This is a genomic window from Parapedobacter sp. GCM10030251, assembly GCF_042666505.1.
Taxonomy (GTDB): Bacteria; Bacteroidota; Bacteroidia; order Sphingobacteriales; family Sphingobacteriaceae; genus Parapedobacter.
In genome coordinates this window covers 418,072-435,910 of record NZ_JBHTDN010000004.1, presented here as the reverse complement: position 1 = coordinate 435,910, position 17,839 = coordinate 418,072, and the positions used below count along the sequence as shown (strand labels likewise).

General features: G+C 49.1%; 10 protein-coding genes. 2 read left to right on the top strand and 8 right to left on the bottom strand.

What is annotated here, in order from left to right; translation table 11 throughout:
• Positions 1-28: 28 nt before the first annotated feature.
• The 3 genes from ACFQRK_RS14070 to ACFQRK_RS14060 form a co-directional block, all read right to left on the bottom strand.
• The gene (locus tag ACFQRK_RS14070) at positions 29-3,829 is read right to left on the bottom strand and encodes a glycoside hydrolase N-terminal domain-containing protein (protein WP_379007725.1); all 3,801 of its coding nucleotides are present in this window, start codon (positions 3,827-3,829) and stop codon (positions 29-31) included.
• A 13-nt stretch (positions 3,830-3,842) separates the two neighbouring features.
• Positions 3,843-5,141, bottom strand: coding sequence for a glycoside hydrolase family 71/99-like protein (locus ACFQRK_RS14065; protein ID WP_379007723.1), 1,299 nt, complete (start codon positions 5,139-5,141; stop codon positions 3,843-3,845).
• Between the two features lie 261 nt (positions 5,142-5,402).
• Positions 5,403-6,683: a Gfo/Idh/MocA family protein gene (locus tag ACFQRK_RS14060; RefSeq protein ID WP_379007720.1), complete on the bottom strand. Its 1,281-nt coding sequence runs from the start codon at positions 6,681-6,683 to the stop codon at positions 5,403-5,405.
• 165 nt (positions 6,684-6,848) lie between these two features.
• On the opposite strand from ACFQRK_RS14060, the gene ACFQRK_RS14055 reads away from it, so the two are divergent.
• On the top strand, positions 6,849-9,311 hold the full coding sequence (locus ACFQRK_RS14055) for a TonB-dependent siderophore receptor (protein ID WP_379007718.1): 2,463 nt from the start codon (positions 6,849-6,851) through the stop codon (positions 9,309-9,311).
• Positions 9,312-9,322: 11 nt separating this feature from the next.
• The gene (locus ACFQRK_RS14050; protein ID WP_379007716.1) at positions 9,323-10,669 is read left to right on the top strand and encodes a PepSY-associated TM helix domain-containing protein; all 1,347 of its coding nucleotides are present in this window, start codon (positions 9,323-9,325) and stop codon (positions 10,667-10,669) included.
• A 247-nt stretch (positions 10,670-10,916) separates the two neighbouring features.
• Here ACFQRK_RS14050 and ACFQRK_RS14045 read toward each other — a convergent pair whose 3' ends face one another.
• The 5 genes from ACFQRK_RS14045 to mfd form a co-directional block, all read right to left on the bottom strand.
• A complete protein-coding gene (locus ACFQRK_RS14045) occupies positions 10,917-11,570 on the bottom strand; it encodes a bifunctional 4-hydroxy-2-oxoglutarate aldolase/2-dehydro-3-deoxy-phosphogluconate aldolase (protein ID WP_379007714.1) in 654 nt (217 codons plus the stop codon).
• Positions 11,571-11,615: 45 nt separating this feature from the next.
• Entirely contained in the window at positions 11,616-12,623 is a 1,008-nt protein-coding gene (locus tag ACFQRK_RS14040; RefSeq protein WP_379007711.1) for a PfkB family carbohydrate kinase, read from the bottom strand.
• Between the two features lie 55 nt (positions 12,624-12,678).
• Positions 12,679-13,869 carry a trans-sulfuration enzyme family protein gene (locus tag ACFQRK_RS14035; protein WP_379007709.1) on the bottom strand — a complete coding sequence of 397 codons (1,191 nt, stop codon included), beginning with the start codon at positions 13,867-13,869 and terminating at the stop codon, positions 12,679-12,681.
• Between the two features lie 11 nt (positions 13,870-13,880).
• Positions 13,881-14,333: a DUF4395 domain-containing protein gene (locus ACFQRK_RS14030; protein ID WP_379007707.1), complete on the bottom strand. Its 453-nt coding sequence runs from the start codon at positions 14,331-14,333 to the stop codon at positions 13,881-13,883.
• A 143-nt stretch (positions 14,334-14,476) separates the two neighbouring features.
• Positions 14,477-17,809, bottom strand: a complete 3,333-nt coding sequence (gene mfd, locus ACFQRK_RS14025; RefSeq protein ID WP_379007706.1) for a transcription-repair coupling factor — start codon at positions 17,807-17,809, stop codon at positions 14,477-14,479.
• Positions 17,810-17,839 lie beyond the last annotated feature (30 nt).

Sequence of the window (17,839 nt, the reverse complement as noted above, 5' to 3'; positions counted from 1 at the left end):
CCCATTCGTGGCAACGATGTGCTAATGTCTAAATACGCTTCAACGCGCCATTTAAGTTTAAGGTCTCTCCTTTTTTCGTCTTAAAGTTCACTGTCCGGTCACCGAGCCGCAGCGTCAGCTTTCCTCCTTTTTCGGCAAAAATGCGGGCCTCTTTCAACGTTCCATTTTCCCATGAAAGATCAAGGACGAAATCCCCCCGTGCACGTAATCCCTTTACCGATCCTTTTGCCAGGTTTGTGGGCAAGGAAGGCAACAGGTGAACCTCGAAGCGATTATTTTTAAGCGGTACATGGCTCTGCACAAGCATCTCCGCAATTGCAGCTGTTGCACCGAAGTTCCCATCGATCTGGAAAGGTGGGTGGTTATCAAACAAATTGGGGAGCGTCTTCTCCTTCAACAATACCCCCAGTAGCTTATAGGCATGGTCGCCATCGTGCAGGCGGTTCCACATATTGATCTTCCAGGCCAACCCCCAACCGGTACCATCATCTCCACGCGCGATCAAGGTCTTCCTGGCAGCTTCCGCAAGTTCAGGTGTACCGGTCACGGATATCTGGTTACCGGGGTGAAGCGAGAACAAATGCGACGTATGCCGATGGTGCGGGTCTACTTCTTTATAATCTTCCACCCACTCCATTACCCGGCCTGTGGTTTTGCTGATCTGGATCGGCGCCAACCTGGAAAGTGTTTTTAAGCATGTGTCCCTGAAATCTTTGTCTACATCCAGAATCTTGGCAGCCGCAATGCAGTTCGTCAACAAATCATGGATAATCTCCAGATCCATTGTTGCACCGTACGTAAAGACCGAATGGTCTCCATTGGGCAAAATAAACGAATTCTCCGGCGAATAGGAGGGGTTTGTCACCAGTTTACCTGCCACGGGTGTGCCCGCTGGAGCTTCTACCATGAAATCGAGGATAAACTCAGCGGCTCCTTTCATCAGGGGATAAGCGCGCTGCCGTAGGAATGCCGTATCCAATGTATAGCAGTAATGCTCCCAGGGGTGTTGCGCCAGCCATGCGGCCCCCATCGGCCAGATACCTTGCGGTCCATCCGCTGGTGCTGTAAATCCCCAGGCATCGGTCAAGTGGTGTACCACCCAGCCATCCGCACCATACAATACACTGGCCGTGCGTTCGCCGGGTTTTACCAAGGCTTCAGTTAAGTCAAACAAGGGCAGATGCATCTCCGGCAAGTTGGTAATCTCTGCGGGCCAGTAGTTCATCTGGAGATTGATATTGGTGTGATAATCGGCATTCCATGGCGGATTCATCTGCCATGCCCACAATCCTTGCAGGTTTGCAGGCATGGTCCCCGGCCGTGAACTCGCGATGAGCAGGTAACGTCCATATTGAAAATACGTTTCCACCAGTGAAGGATGAAGCTGGCCTGTTTTCCTGGCGTCTTCCAGTAGCTCGTCCGTGGCCAATGTTTTACCTTTTTCGTCTACGGCGCCCAATTCAAGCGCCACGCGGCCATAATACTGTTGGTGCTCCCGAATCTGTGCCGTTTTCACCATCTCATAAGGTTGACGCATCACCTTGGCAATGGCCGCCGCACAGCTATCTTCAGGAACGCCGGAAAAATCATATGTGCTGTGGATCTGTTGAAGACCGGGATAGTTGGTTGCGCCGGCAATGTACAAGGTCAGCGTATCCGCATCTGTTACCGCCAGGACGTCGTCATGAAACGCGGTACGGCCGCCGGCCGTCACGGCCTTCAGCTGTGCAGCAAACCGGATACCCCGATCATTCCCATCGGCATCTTTGATCGGTAACCTCCCCTTCAACAACAACGATTGAGCATCCGTGGGGTGTGGCACAGCCACGGCATCCTGCTGACGCCGCAAGGTAAATGAAGCGGTGATCTTTCTCCCCTGATCAGCAGTAAACCGCACGACAATCACATCATGATCTGCAGAAGCAAAGGTTTCGCGGGTATACCACACGCCATTATGACGGTACCGTACGGTGACAATCCCTGTAGCCAGATCAAGGCTCCGTGTATAATCCGTCACCGCCAGATGCGGTGTATCAAACCAAAGCTCACCCAGTGATTGGTAGGGTTTTACACCACGCGGGCGGCCCATCATGGTTTGCTCAGCCAGCTTCACTGCTTCGTTGTTTTTATTTTCAAAAAGCAGCTTCCGAACCTCGGGCAGTGTTTTCAGTGACTCCGGATTATTGGGATCCAGCGCATAACCGTCCCAAAGTGAACTCTCATTAAGCTGAATCCGTTCGTCGGCAACCCCACCGAATACCATTGCACCCAAACGGCCATTCCCGATTGGCAATGCTTCTTCCCAGACACTGGCAGATTGCTTATACCAAAGCACGTTCCTACCAACGGGCCGGTTACCTCCATTCGAAAAACGCGCCCGGTCCATCCATCCCGCTCGGATCTCTCCGGTACGTGAACTGGCAACGGAAGTTGCAGCAGTGGCCTTCAACATGAAATCAACAATAGGGGTCGGGTTGGGAAAGGCATGGGGATGATGCTTGAATCCAGGTTTCATGATGACCGTGATGTCGCCACCTGCCGCCTTCACTTTCCGCTCAAAAGCAAGCGTCTGGGTTTCGGGATCCACGGCCTCGTCCGCATCCGCGCAAAGAATCAGTATCGGATAGCCACCACTTACAATAGCCGTGATTTTATCCATCGGACTTCCCTTAAAATTTTCCACGGCTCCATCGGTTGCCAGGCCAAATGCCTGACGGATCCCATCGGCCATTTCTCTTTTCAGCAGCGCATAAGCACGCATGTCGAGCAGCGGATTGTCTACGTACACACCTGCAACCTTATCCGGATTCGCTGCCGCCCAATTCAATGCATAAACACCCCCACGGCTCATTCCTTCGAAAAGCGCCTTGCGATTCAGACTGGCATCGTAAAGTATCGCATGGAACGTATTCCACAACGAAATAGCCGTTTCATTGCCCAGCATTTCTGCCGCATCGCAATACGCGATGTGATACCCCCGTTCCAGTAGTGCAATATCCGCTTGCGGCTCATGTCCCCAGAACCGGGCCCGCCAAACCCACGGCCTTCCATTGGCCACGCGTTTGGGTTTTACTACCTTGCATTCCCGGCCATCCAATGTGAAATCCGCTTCTTCGTAACCAAAAAAGGAACCCGGTGTAAAGGACCGGCCAAGGTGTTTAAACACATCATATGCTGTGTCAAGCTCCAGGTTAATCTGTTCTGCCAGACGGTGGGCGATGATACCGGCCGCCTCTTCCCCGGGGTGGATTTTATCGATATACAATGCTGGTTTATCGACGAGCAGTGAGTGCATATTGAGTACCTCTATGCCTTCTTCCAATGCCGCCTGCTGCATACGGGGGGCGATCTCGTTGACGATCGTCCTGTCCCATATCTGGTTGGTATCGGTTTCAAATGATTTAAACGGAAGTAAAAGAATCACCCTGGGCTGTGACGGCAGTTGCCGGAACGATTGTATCATATCACGGCAATCACGAACCAGTTCGCCGTAATGGGATCTATTCACTGCCTTGGCGTCGTTGCCTCCCAAATCGATGAACACCATATCGGGGGCAAACTTCAATGCGTCCTGATACGCTTGGGTATCCCAATAGGAGAAATCGCCCTTGCGCAGCAGCGTTGTCCCTCCCACCCCGAAATTTGCAACTTGATACCGCCTGCCTAACAAAGCCTGCAATTGGCCGGGGTAAGCCCGTTCGGCGGGATTGTCAATGCCGTGCCCTCCTGTGATACTGGCTCCGACACAGGCCACCTTCACCTGTGCAAAGGCACCCGCGTAAATAAATAGGAGCAACGTGTTGAACGCAGTGAATATTTTTATCATCATCAAGTAGTTTATTTTAGTTAGCGTTACGTTCCGGCAGTTTTATTGATAACGGCTTTTCCCTGCGGAGAACCTTGGCTGCCTCGCCGGTGAGCCAAAGGTAATGATCTGAAGGTACACCTTCGATTCCTACGAAAGATGCCTGCTTGCTTACAGGAGGCGTATCGGTTGTTTTGAAAATAGCGGTCCCTTCGTTGACCTCATCAAACATCGCTACGTACAACATGGATGCTCCCGATCGTAAAACCGTTGCAATCTGCTGCCAATAGAACGTACCGCCCATACGCGGGATGGAGCCCACGGGTTTGATGTCATCCGGAAATTCGTACCTGCTCAAATTGTGCCAGCTGAAGCCTGGGTATACACAGGGCACATAGGCTACCCCGTTTTGCTTACACCATTTGAGATCATCCAACGTGTTATCCCGCAAGCGATCCATGTCGTTATGCAACAACGGGCTGTAACGCTGTACAGTCCAAGGCAATACGATATCGGCCATTTTTATCAGCTCATGCAGGTAGGGATCATTTACGCAATCCGCATTGAGCTGCCGGAATGCCGTAGGCACACCCAGCATCACCGTGCATCCACCGTACACGGGATCATTTTTAAGGAAGTCGATCAAGCGTTCCAATCCAATATTCCGGATGTTGTAGGGCCGATCGGGAAAGCCAACACCCCAGATCGCCACCACCGGCTTCCCGTTATGGTGTAAGTAGGTCTTCTTTCCCGCCTGATTGGTCACGTTCAACTCGTCTACCAGGTATTTCCAATCTTCAATGATTGCGGAACAATCTTCGCCTTTTGCCTTCAATCCCGACAGGTCGTACATCACTGCGATCGCACGGTCATACGTCGAAGCTGCGTCAAACGCATTTTTCAGAATCGTTGCTGCGGCATTATCCCGATTCTCAGGCCGCGCGTTGCTGAAAAAACGTTGCATGAATACCCCATCCACTCCATAATCCCGCATCCATTTAAAATGGAGGTCCACGGTGCTTTTGTCATACGAACTGAAGAAACGAGCCGGTTGACCATTGGGAAGTTTGAACGGAGTTTCGTAGGTTTTTTCATATTCGGATACATCGGGCCACATGTCAATGCCCGTTCGTTTCTCGCTTCCATAACTGTAGTTTTTAGCACCGGACCCATCTCCCTCCGCCCGAAACCACCCCTGGTATCCGGCCATGATAAGCCCCTTGTATGAGGGGTAATCGGTTTGGCTGCTATGTTTAGTCTGTGCGCCAGCGGCCAGCATACCGAAACAAAGCAGGCCACAAAAAAAATACTTCTTCAATGTTGCTAGGAATATCATAGTTGTGCTTATAATTCAGCTTGCTAAAATAGACGCGTACATTAAAAAAAGCTTAACAAAGGATTAATCAGCCCAAAATTATTTTAACCTGGCTACATTTTTTGTTAGCAAGACGCTAAATCACTTCCTATGCCAGACAATCGATCGAGTGGGGTTGATGAAGGCACGGGAGAATACTGTTGATATACGATCGGGAAAGGTTGCGCTGAGCAAAACGACTGCCAGTCAATCGTATAGAACCAGCAGTCGTCGAAGTTTCATTTAAAAATCCATAAAATCCCACGGAGCCCGATAGGGCCTCGACAGCATCAGGTTTGCTGCAGCATCATCAAACACCTCCTTTTTTGGATTCCATTTTACATCACGTTGCAACTCATAGACGATGTTCACGGCATTGCATACAGAAGCTGTACGATGCCCGATCTCAACATCAGCCACGGGGCGGTTCCTTTTTTTAATGGCATCCACCCAATCCTGGTAATGATTATCGCTTTGATAAAGCCGTTTATCTGAAGGTTTGAGTGTTTGTTCTACAATGGATCCAGGAGTCGATCGTAAGAAACTTCGCGATACTTCAATGGTCCCTTCCGTGCCGACAAACTGTATAGCGTTTCCGGGTCCCCAAAGTTTATGGTTCACCGTTATGCCATTGGCATAGCGAAATGATGCCCCTTCCTTTGCCAATGGATCCTCTGGTGCATGAAAGGACACCGGGCCTGTTTCGTCCATCCCCAAGGCCCATTGCACAATGTCAAACATATGAGCTCCCCAGTCAGTGATGAAACCGCCACCAAAGCCATGATAACTTCTCCATCCGGCCCAATCCTTGGTGTTCTCGATGGGAGGTGCCAAGATGGGATGGTAGCCGCGATAAAGCGATGGCCCGATCCATAAATTCCAATCCAGTTCATCGGGAATCGTCTGCGAAGGCAGATCGCATTGCCTGACAGGCTCCCCGACAGACACATTAATTTCCTTGATATCGCCAATGTAGCCGTTTGTAATCAGTTCACTCGCGTGCCGAAAGGGTTTCCATGAGCGCTGCATACTGCCTGTCTGCAATACACGCTTGTATTTTCTAACCGCGTTTACCATTGCCCGACCTTCGGTGATAGTCAGCGCCAATGGTTTTTCACAATAAATATCTTTGCCCGCTTTGGCCGCATCGACGCAGATCTGCGCATGCCAGTGATCGGGCGTAGCAACCACTACTGCATCGATATCTTTCCGTTCCAACAATTCCCGGTATTTCCTAAAACCGATCACAGGCGTTGCTACTTTCTTCGCATTCGCTTCGGTCGCGCGTTCAACAAAACGGGTCAATTTTTTCGAATCCACGTCGCTAGCTGCTAATACAATCGTTTCCGGGCAGCTATTGATATTATCCAACAATCCAAGCGCCTGTTTTCCAACTCCGATATACCCTAGCGCAATGCGATCACTCGGAGCCAAAAAACCTTTACCTCCCAATACATGCCTTGGCAGTATAGTAAAAGCCGCCGCGCCAAACGTGATGTTTTTGATAAAAGTCTTTCTTTCCATTATCCCGTTGTTTTATGTAATCCAAAGCGGTTAAGCGAATGGTAATGCGTCTATAATCAATAGCTGTAAAGATAGCATTTACCTCGGCTCATTTTCGATGAGGTTTGAATTTAACGAATATTTCTTTTAACATTGCACTTTATTTAAATTAAATCCAAATAATATATGGGGAAACGATCCTACCTCTTCACAGTGCTAATTGCCCTCTTTTTGCATCCGGATAGCTATGCTCAAAATCTAACGTTGGGCGGACAAGTTATTTCGGCTATCGATCAACAGCCTTTGGCGGGTGTTACGGTACGTGTATCAGGTGTTCCGAATAGCCGGGTCAGCGATGAAAAGGGCACTTTTTCCTTTGAAGGCTTATCCGATGGCCACTATATGTTGATTTTTTCCTACCTCGGATACGAGGCAACCCGCCTCAGCATCTCGTTGCCTGCTGCGAACAGCAACAACCTATCGGTAACGCTTGCACCCGCTGAAAATCAATTACAGGCAGTCGAAATCCTTGGTCGGAAAGAGCAGACTTATAAAAATACGTCGTCGTTTGCAGGTACCAAGACCGAAACGCCTATTAAGTTCGTACCCCAGGCCATTAGCTATGTAACGAAAGAAGTCATCGAAGACCAGCAGGCTTTCAAAACAAGCGATGTACTCAAAAACATCAGTGGGGTGAATACCTTTTCCTATTATAACAATGATTTTACGCTACGGGGGTTTAGGGCTGGAAATGCATTAATCAACGGATTAAGGGATGCGACCAATAGCTGGTCACAATCGTTGCTTCCCAATGTGGAACGTATCGAGGTAATAAAGGGCCCGGCATCGGCGCTGTTTGCCAATACCGATCCAGGGGGTACCGTAAATACGGTTACCAAAAAACCACTCGACGTCGCTCGGAAATCGGTAAGCTTCGCTACCGGCAGTTACAATACGTATCGCATCGTGAGCGACTTTACCGGCCCTATGAATAAGGAGAAAACCCTGCTATACCGCTTGAATCTTGCCTACCAAAACGCACAGTCATTCCGGGTGCTGCAAGGCGGTGAAGACATGGTCATTGCGCCTTCCATCACGTTCCTTCCCACAGACCGCACGCAGGTTAACGTGGACTTCGTGTACTCGAAAACCAAGTCACGGCTGGATCGTGGTCAGCCCATTTTCGGAGCCACGGCAGGTACCGACCTCTATTCCACTCCTATTTCTTTTGCAATCGGTAAGGAAAACGATTATGCCAATGAGCTTAATCTATATACCACAGCATCGTTACAGCATAAGCTTTCGGATCGAATCTCATTCAACGCCTCCTACATGAAGTTCCTTTACGACGAAGATTTATTGGAACACCGCACTTCTAATAGCTATGCGCTAGATGCAGACAGCGTAGAAATCCCTACATTGATGCAAATGCAGACCATTCGCCGCAAGCGGAAAAATTACAACGATAACATCACGTTATATTTCGTTGTCGATTTCAAAACTGGACCATTAGCCCACAAACTGTTGGTAGGCTATGATTACATTCAAAACATTTCGCCCGTAGGTGGGTCCAATTACAATGCCAATGGAGGTTATCGGAATGCAACAAATAATGGGTTCTATCGTACTTACGATCCATCAAACAGGACAAACTACCTTTTTGACCCAAAGACCGGACTCCCTATTCCCAATGTACCCCATTTCGATCTGACAAATCCCGACTATTCCATCTCTGAAATCTCTGGCTATTTTAATCAGTCGAGCGCCCAAGCCATAACGAAGTACTACGTAAATGGCGTATATCTTCAAGATCAGATTACCTGGGGCCCAATACAAGCGCTGTTGGCTGTAAGGCAGGAATTCTATATCGACCTGTTAAATTATAAAAAGAGTAACGAAGAAACAGTAGAACAAAAGAAATTCATCCCGCGATTCGGTCTCGTTTACACGCCCGTAGAACCTGTAAGCTTATACGTCACCTACGCGCAGGGTTACCAACCCCAAGGCGCCGGAACCATTGGCGACCCCGAGACATTCGGCGGACCGTTTGACCCACTCACCAGCACGATGTATGAAGGGGGCGCTAAAATGGAGTTTCTCAATAAACTGCTGAGCATTAATACCGCGATTTACCACATTGAACAAAACAATATTCTAATCAATGCCAACGACCCAGGGAATCCAGACCTGCTCAGACAATTAGGGCAACAACGATCGCGCGGGATCGAATTGGATGTATACGGTCAAATCAAACCTAACCTGAGCGTGACCGCTAACTTTGCCCTTAACGAGACCGTCATCACGGAAAGCGATGATCCGAAAGAGGTCGGCAACCTACTCCCCAATGCACCCAAAAATCAAGGGGGTATCTGGGCGAAATACACGTTCAAAATTCCGGCCCTCAACGGTATCGGCATCGGAGCCGGAGCTAATTACGTAAGCACACGTGCAACGCTCAGTGATATCCTCACATTGCCGTCTTACGTGGTTGCCGATGCCGCATTGTATTACACCATCGACAAATTTAAATTGTCTGCCAACCTCAATAATGTATTCAACAAGACCCATTGGGTGGGCGGCTACGATTTCAACCGATTGTATCCGGGCACGCCACGGAACTTTCTGATCGGTGTAGGTTATACATTCTAAGCGGATTGAACATGTCCAAACGCGTCGGCAAAGCTGAGAATAACAAAAAATTATTTTGGCGCCTTCACCATTGGGTAGGTCTGTATACAGGTATCCTCATCGGTGCACTCAGCCTTACCGGCGCGGTTGCCGTATTTATTCCGGAAATCGACGGATGGATTGTCAGACATCATTACAATGCCCTGTCGTCCCCCTCCCCTACAGGCGACCCACAATTCAGTCAATCTATCGATTCATTAATCAACCAACATCCCGACTACAGTTCGCTGTCCATCAGCTTACCCGATCATTCCGGACAGGTGGTACATGCTGATGTCATTTTGCGACCTGAAGGTGGCAATTTGAAACGTGTCGATTTTTTCATCGATGCCGGAAAAGATCGGATCATCGGGCAACGCAATCACCAGAATTCCTTGGCCAATTATCTGCGGCAGATGCATGTTAGGTTATATGAAGGATACTGGGGGCGCCAGCTGGTGGGCATTGGTGGATTGGCATTGGCCGTCGTGGCCATCACCGGTCTGCTTATCTATGGCAATTTTATGAAAAAGCAGTCGTGGCCCAAGCTGCGAAAAACCAGGGACATGCGTATCATCATGGCCGATTGGCATAAAATATTGGGCATAAGCGCACTGGCATTTAACGTTGTCATTGCGCTCACCGGTGCTTGGCTGGGATTACAGCCTTGGCTAATGCGATGGTTGGAGATCAAAACCCCCAATACATTCAAGGCAGCCATCGTCATGGAACCGGAAGCCGATAAGGCAATGCACGTCAATTGGAATGAAATCCTGAAAACCGCAAAAAAAGAATTTCCAGCACTTCAACCCCGCCAACTCTCTTCCTCAACCAACGGTTCGGGAACAGTCACCGTGCGGGGTAATATCGCGGGGCAGATTTACGAACGCGACATCAACGTACTGGTTCTTTCAAAAACAGACTATCGTCCAATTTTCAAGTACGATGTCCGACAACAGCCGCCCAGTCACAAATTCTATTTCATACAGGAAGCATTGCACTTCGGCGACTTCGGCGGATTGATGCTCAAGGCCCTCTATGCGTTGCTCGGATTAACCAGTGGCTTCTTATCCATCAGCGGCTTCGTTATCTTCCTGCTCCGCAGTCAAAAAAAGAAGAAATTCCACCGGACAGATGTATGGAAAACCACATTTGTATACAGCATGGCCGTACTACTCTTTTTGGTTGGAATTGCTTTGATGAGTCTGTTTGTCGGCTATGCAACAGCTTCGTTCATCGCCGGTATCCTGATCAACACCTTATTGATCGGTTTAATTGGCTACGCGCTCTTACGGTACTTATCCCGCCTATTTAACCGTAACCATCGACCCTTGGCATGAAAGCAGCAAAAAGGAAATACAACAAACGGCATGATACACACACAGAGCACTACCTAGTGCCCGCCGCCCTTTTCCTGTTTAACGTGCTCGCCGTCCATGTCGTTTATGCATACTTCAACGCTACGGGGAACCAGATTAGCTGGCTTGTATTACTTACAATCGCATTCCTCGTACTAAGCAGCGCCATTTGGATCAAAAACCGCATATATCTTTGGTGTTCAATGATCTATTATGCAGCGTTGCTTATTTATTGCTGCGTGTAAGCGCTCACCGTACGCATCAGTTCATTACTCCGTTCCACCAACCAATCGTAGCCTGTGGCTCCTTCGGGCTTCGCAAACAACTTGGAACCTAACCCCACCGCGCTCACACCCGAATCGAACCACGTGGAAATACTTTCTTCTGTCGGATTTACGCCGCCGGTTGGCATAAATCGCATGGTAGGAAATAACGGTTTAATCCCTTTGAGAAACCCGGTCCCGAGCGTATCGCCCGGAAAGAGCTTAACCAATGGAGCACCTAGGTCTTCCGCTAGACTGATCTCGGTGGGTGTCATGCATCCCGGCACCCACAGGATGTCCTTCCCAAGCGTCACCTCGGCAATTTCTGCCTTCACCACGGGGCTTACAATAAACCTTGCGCCCATCTCTATATAGGCAGCGGCCATTGCCGCCGTTTTAATTGTACCGATTCCCAACAAAAGATCCGGCCAGTTTTCCTTCTGGAATCTCAGGAGTTGAGAAAAATTCTCAGGAGCTTTATCCCCACGATTGACAAATTCAAAGACACGGATGCCACCTTGGTAGCAAGCGTTCACAACTTTGGTGCAAGTCTGGATATCGTCATGGTAGTAAACCGGAAGTATCGGATACTGGAGAATATGTTCGAGCGTATTTTTCATCTGTTTATTTTTTGCTTTTTGGTTATCAGATGGAGCCTTTGATGATTAAAATAATCCTTGCCCTAAATCCCCGTTTCCAAAATCACCTTTGACAAACAATTTCTTGAATCCCGCGGCTGTTGCGGTATCGATCACCTCTTGACCTCCTTTACCTGCTACCAATGCATAGATCAAGCCTGCCATGAAGGCATCGCCGCTACCAATCCGGTCAATCACCTGATTGGTTTCACTGATAGCCGACATCACGTCCGCTTCCCGCGTATGATACGTGCCATACAGCAGATTATGGGTCGCGCTGTCCATAAAACGAAATGTATAGGCAACGTGCTGGCATTCGGGCAATAACCCGAATATTTCTTGGGCGGATTCCTTGGCATGCTCAAAATAAACATCCGGTTCGGTATCTCTTCCCAATGTTTCCAATACGGATGTACCGAGCATTTTATTGGCGGCCCAGATATTGCCCATTACGACATTACAATATTGAAGCAAGCCCGGCATAACCTCGATGGGATCCTTCCCGTAATTCCATAACCGATTGCGGTAATTGAGATCAACGGACACGACTAATCCTTTGGTGCGTGCAGCATTCAATGCTTCCTGACAAACAGCTGCTAAGTCTTCATTCAAAGCCGGCGTTAACGCACTCCAATGAAACCAGGTGAAGTCATCCAATAACCGATCCCAATCAATCATACCGGGCTTCAATTGGCTAAAAGCCGAATATTTCCGATCATATACCACTTCGCCCTTGCTAAGCCCATTTGCCGACAGCAGGAAGTACAGTCCAAGCCTGTCCCCCTCCAGCAACGAAGGCGACACATCTACTCCGAGACTTGTCAAGGTCGATAGGATTTGTGAAGTCAGGTCATTCTCAGGAATGCGGCTCAAGTAGCTGCACGGGACGCCCCATTGCCCCAGTGAGGCGGCTACATTCGCTTCCGAACCGCCGGGAAAAACGACCACCTGGCCATTTTCTCCCAAAAATGATTCACCGGAGGAACTCAACCGCAACAGCAATTCGCCAAATGATAATATCTTATGTTTAGTCATGGAGCGCTAAAATACAATTATTGCGGTTTCGTTTTTGTGTAAATTTGCATTTTCGCTAGTCAGCACATTGTGCTAGCGCCTGTTCGAAATCCCCGATCAAATCATCGATATGTTCAATTCCAACGGAAATGCGTAACATGCCATCATTTATACCGGCTTTCAGTTTCTGTTCGGGAGAATGGTGCAGTCCCCACATACTGGCCGGATGTACCGCCAATGATTCAACTCCGCCCAAACTCGCCGCATTTGCAAAAACATGCAGGTTGTTCAGCACCGTCTGTGCATGTGCGAATTGCTCTTGCTCATTCCTTCCATCCACTTCCACGCAGAGCATCCCCGTATAACCCATCATCTGGCGTTTCGCCAATTCGTGCTGCGGATGTGACGGCAGGCCACAGTACAGCACGCGCTTAATCAACGGGTGTTTTTCAAACCAATGGGCTAATGCCAACGCGTTCTCGTTGATCTGCCTCACCCGGAGAGCGAGTGTTCGCAATCCCCGAAGCAGCAACCAGGCATCAAATGGTGCTAATGCACCACCCAAAGACAACAATTTCTTCCATGCTTTGTTCACCATTTCTTCACTACTACAAATCACACCAGCTGTCAAGTCGCTGTGTCCGCCCAGATACTTCGTTGCGCTGTGAACAACCACATCAATACCGAAGTCACCGGGCCGCTGGTTGATGGGACTGGCAAACGTATTGTCGCAGATCGTTGTAATACCGCGTGATTTGGCCACGTCAGCTACATACACCAAATCAGTAATTGCCAAATTTGGATTTGATGGAGTTTCGAGATAAATAAGCCTTGTATTATCCCGCAACGCTGCATCTAACGAGGAAGTATCCTGTTGATCAAAATACGAGATTTCGACCCCAAACTGCGGAAGCAATTCTTTCAGCAAGATGCTTGCCGCCGAATAATGGGAAAGCTGCGCAACCACGTGGTCGCCTGCTCGAATCACGGATAATACCGCCGTACTGATCGCGGCCATGCCCGTCGCGGTGAGCAAAGCGGCCTCTTTCCCCTCCAGTTTGGCAATCAATTCGGCAGCCTGACTACTCACCGGATTGCCGTGGCGTTGATAAAAATAAGGATAACGAGCTTCCGTCGCTGCTTTAAGAAAATCCTCGGGATTGGTATCCGCAAAATAGGTAGCGGTCTGGTAAATAGGTGGAACCACTGAACGGGTTTCGTTAAATGCCTGCCCGGCGTGGATTAAATCCGTTTCAATATGACTCATGGTATACTAATTTATTGACTTCTTGATGGCAGCAACGACTTAACTATGGTATAGATACGGCAACCTACGCAAAAGCCAAAAGCGGCCTCCAAAATTGCAAAAATAACCAGCACGTCCGCAAGGATATACGAAATGGACGAAGCGCCTATCCCATACAGGATCGCTATGGCGCCTGCGAATAGAAATCCGACCCAAACCGCAAACCGCCTGGGCGCACGATCCACCGGACTATTGCCCATGCGAAATACGTTGAGCAGTACGTCGCTTAGGCGCTCGAGCAAACTATAGTTTCCCTGTTGGGATGCCCGTAGAAAAAAATCCGGAACGAGGAACGTGGGAATAAACCAATATCCAGACGCAAGGTACCCAATCGTCAGGATCGAAACCAGAAACGCAACCCATCTTGCTTGGTATACATTCACGGTTACCGGTTCATCAGGGGAATCCAAGCCTGTATTTTCCATATGATCCAATGCGCGTTAGGTCTACAAAAATGCAAATAAAAAATTAGTCTACGAAAAAAGTAGACTACTCAATAAATTCCAAGAAAGCAGACGGGACGAACGCCTGTATACCTTGAGTCGATCGGTTTTCGTTGGGAATATGATCACGCTGCCATATCGCCCAATATACGGATGGCCTGCCCAATGTCAGGTACCTGCTCGAAAGCAATGCGGAGCGACTCTTTCACTTCCTTAAGGTTGCAAATCGTCGGATTCTGCTGCACGAACTGGAGCACTTTACCGAAGCGGTCGCTTTCGAAATAACCCGGGTTGGTGGCGAAATAACCGCGCAGCACGTTTTTCTTAAAAGAGATTTTCTCGAAACCGATTTCTTTGCCTAACCACTGGAGGCGTAGCGTGTTGAGCAGTTCCTCCACGGGGTGTGGTACCGGTCCGAAGCGGTCACGTAAAGACTGTTTGAATGCTTCAAGTTGCGCTTCATTTTCCAGTTTGGCAATCTCGTTGTACAGGTTGTAACGTTCCGCCACGTTCGTCACGTACTCATCCGGAATGAGTACTTCCAGATCGGTATCAATTTGTGTAAAAGGAACGAAATCACGCGGCTTCACGTCTTTGAAAAGATCTGAAAACTCGTCGTCCTTCAACTCCTGGATAGCCTCATCCAATATCTTGTGATACATTTCAAAACCGATCTCCGCAATAAAGCCGCTCTGCTCTGCCCCCAGCAGGTTCCCGCTGCCCCGGATATCAAGGTCGCGCATCGCGACATTGAACCCACTACCCAATTCCGAAAACTCCTCGATGGCGCTAAGCCGTTTGTAAGCTTCCGAAGTAAGCGTGGAAAGCGGCGGACTCAGTAAATAGCAAAAAGCCTTTTTGTTGGTACGCCCCACACGTCCACGCATCTGATGCAGGTCGCTAAGGCCAAACATGTGGGCATGGTTGATGATAATCGTATTGGCATTGGGGATGTCCAACCCAGCCTCAATGATGGTGGTGGCTACCAGCACATCGTGCTCGTGGTTGATGAATTTAAGCATGACATCTTCGAGCGCATCGCCTTCTAACTGCCCATGCGCTACACCCACGCGGGCATGCGGCACCAGCTTCTTGATGAGCAAACCCAGTTGAGGCAAATCGGCCACCCGGTTGTGGATAAAAAATACCTGGCCACCGCGGTCTATTTCATAGCTCACTGCCTCTTGGATCAATGTTTCATTGAAGACATGCAGTTCCGTCTGTACAGGCTGGCGATTCGGCGGCGGCGTATTGATGATACTCAGGTCACGTGCCCCCATCAGCGAGAAATGCAATGTACGCGGTATGGGTGTAGCCGTCAGTGTAAGCGCATCCACGTTGGCCCGGAGCTGCTTAAGTTTCTCCTTCACGCCCACGCCGAATTTCTGCTCCTCGTCCACGATCATCAGGCCGAGGTCCTTGAATTTGACATCTTTGCTCACCAAGCGATGCGTGCCGATGATGATATCCAGTTTCCCCTCCGCCAACCGCGCCAGGGTATCTTTGATTTGTTTGGTGGTTTTGAACCGGTTGATGTAGTCAATCGTGCATGGAAAGCCCTGGAGCCGCTCAGAAAACGTACGGTAATGCTGCATGGCCAGAATGGTTGTCGGCACCAATACAGCCACCTGCTTGCTGTCTGCCACCGCTTTGAATGCCGCCCGGATGGCAACCTCGGTCTTGCCGAAGCCCACGTCGCCGCACACCAGCCTATCCATCGGATGCGGCGATTCCATGTCGCGCTTTACATCCAATGTAGCCTTCTCCTGATCGGGCGTGTCTTCGTAAATAAAGGAAGCTTCCAGTTCCGTTTGCAGGTAGGTATCGGGCGGATAGGCATTTCCCGTCTGCGCTTTACGCTGGGCATAAAGCTTGATCAGGTCCCGCGCAATGTCCTTAACTTTTTTTTTAGTGGTTTTCTTCAGCTTGTCCCACGTATCGGTGCCCAGTTTATTCATGCGCGGAACCGAGCCTTCCTTGCCGGTGTATTTGGAGATGCGGTTAAGCGAGTTGATATTTACATACAACAGGTCATTGTCGGCGTACACCAACCGGATCATCTCCTGCATTTTGCCATTAACCTCCACCTTCTCCAGTCCAGCATATTTGCCAATGCCATGGTCGATGTGGGTAATGTAGTCGCCGGGTTTCAGGTCCCGCAGTTCTTTAAGCGTAATGGCCTGCGAACGTTCGTAACCCTTTTTGCGTTTGTATTTATAATACCGGTCAAAAACCTGGTGATCCGTATAACAGGCGACACCCAGTTCGATATCCACAAACCCTTCACGCAGGGCCGTATGAATGGGCGTAAACGTCACGGATTTATCCAGATCGTCCAAAATGGTGATGAGCCGTTCAATCTGCTTGGGCGAATCGCTGAAGATACAGTTTTGGATATGCGCCTTCTCGTTTTCTTTAAAATTATGGATCAACAAGCTAAAATCCTTATTGAACGAAGGCTGTGGGCGCTGGTCGAATGAAATAGACTCAGTAGCCTGGTAGAAATATTGCTTGCCGAACTCTACTACAGCAAAATCGTGCATCATGGCGGCAAGGTTCTTTTCATCCACAAAATTAAACCGCGGATCGATCCATTCAGGATTCTGACGTTTATCGGCATCGGGAAGCGCTTTCCAAAGCTCGCCGGCCTTCTTATAGCCCTTGGCCACCACATCCAGTGTAAACTGGACATCTTCAAACCAGATGGCCGAATCTGCCGAGATGTATTCCAACAGCGAGATATTGCCTTCTGTCAGAAACTTTGCCTGTACGTTGGGTACAATCGTTACTGTATGGATTTTACTTACCGACAGCTGGCTTTCAATATCGAACGTACGGATACTTTCGATGTCGTTGCCGAAAAACTCAATGCGGTAGGGCAGATCGTTTGAAAACGAAAAAATATCCACAATACCGCCGCGGATCGCATATTGGCCGGGTTCGTAAACGAAATCCACGCGTTCAAACTCGTATTCCTGCAAGAACTCGTTGATGAAATCGATGTCGAGGTTACTGCTTTGGGTGATTTCCAGCGTATTTTTCTGCAGATCGTTCCGATTGATCACTTTTTCCGCCAATGCCTCGGGATAGGTGACCACCATTTTGGGCAGCTCGGAGGCATGATTTAGCGTACTGAGTGTCTCAGCACGTTGCAAAACATGCGCACTATCCGTCTGCGTGAAATCAAACGCTTTGCGGTAGGAAGCGGGAAAAAACAGCACCTGCCTGTCCAATAGACCTTCCAGGTCGCTCAGAAAATAGGAAGCATCTTCGTGGGTGGGTAATACAAATACCATTGGCCGCTCCTGCAATTGATAGCATGCTACGGCCACCATCGCATCAGCTGACCCAATTAATCCACGAAGCTGGATTTTTGGACTTTTGCCTTGCAATGCCTTCGCAAAATCGGCTACTTTTCCGCTTTCACGGTATTTCAATAAAATATCGTCTATGCCCACAGTCTAAAAACGGGGGCAAAGGTACGGAAA

Coding starts and splice junctions, on each gene's coding strand:
- ACFQRK_RS14050 (WP_379007716.1), top strand. CDS start 9,323: ATGTCCAAACGCGTCGGCAAAGCTGAGAATAACAAAAAATTATTTTGG.
- ACFQRK_RS14055 (WP_379007718.1), top strand. CDS start 6,849: ATGGGGAAACGATCCTACCTCTTCACAGTGCTAATTGCCCTCTTTTTG.
- ACFQRK_RS14070 (WP_379007725.1), bottom strand. CDS start 3,829: ATGATGATAAAAATATTCACTGCGTTCAACACGTTGCTCCTATTTATT.
- ACFQRK_RS14030 (WP_379007707.1), bottom strand. CDS start 14,333: ATGGAAAATACAGGCTTGGATTCCCCTGATGAACCGGTAACCGTGAAT.
- ACFQRK_RS14065 (WP_379007723.1), bottom strand. CDS start 5,141: ATGATATTCCTAGCAACATTGAAGAAGTATTTTTTTTGTGGCCTGCTT.
- ACFQRK_RS14045 (WP_379007714.1), bottom strand. CDS start 11,570: ATGAAAAATACGCTCGAACATATTCTCCAGTATCCGATACTTCCGGTT.
- ACFQRK_RS14060 (WP_379007720.1), bottom strand. CDS start 6,683: ATGGAAAGAAAGACTTTTATCAAAAACATCACGTTTGGCGCGGCGGCT.
- ACFQRK_RS14040 (WP_379007711.1), bottom strand. CDS start 12,623: ATGACTAAACATAAGATATTATCATTTGGCGAATTGCTGTTGCGGTTG.
- ACFQRK_RS14035 (WP_379007709.1), bottom strand. CDS start 13,869: ATGAGTCATATTGAAACGGATTTAATCCACGCCGGGCAGGCATTTAAC.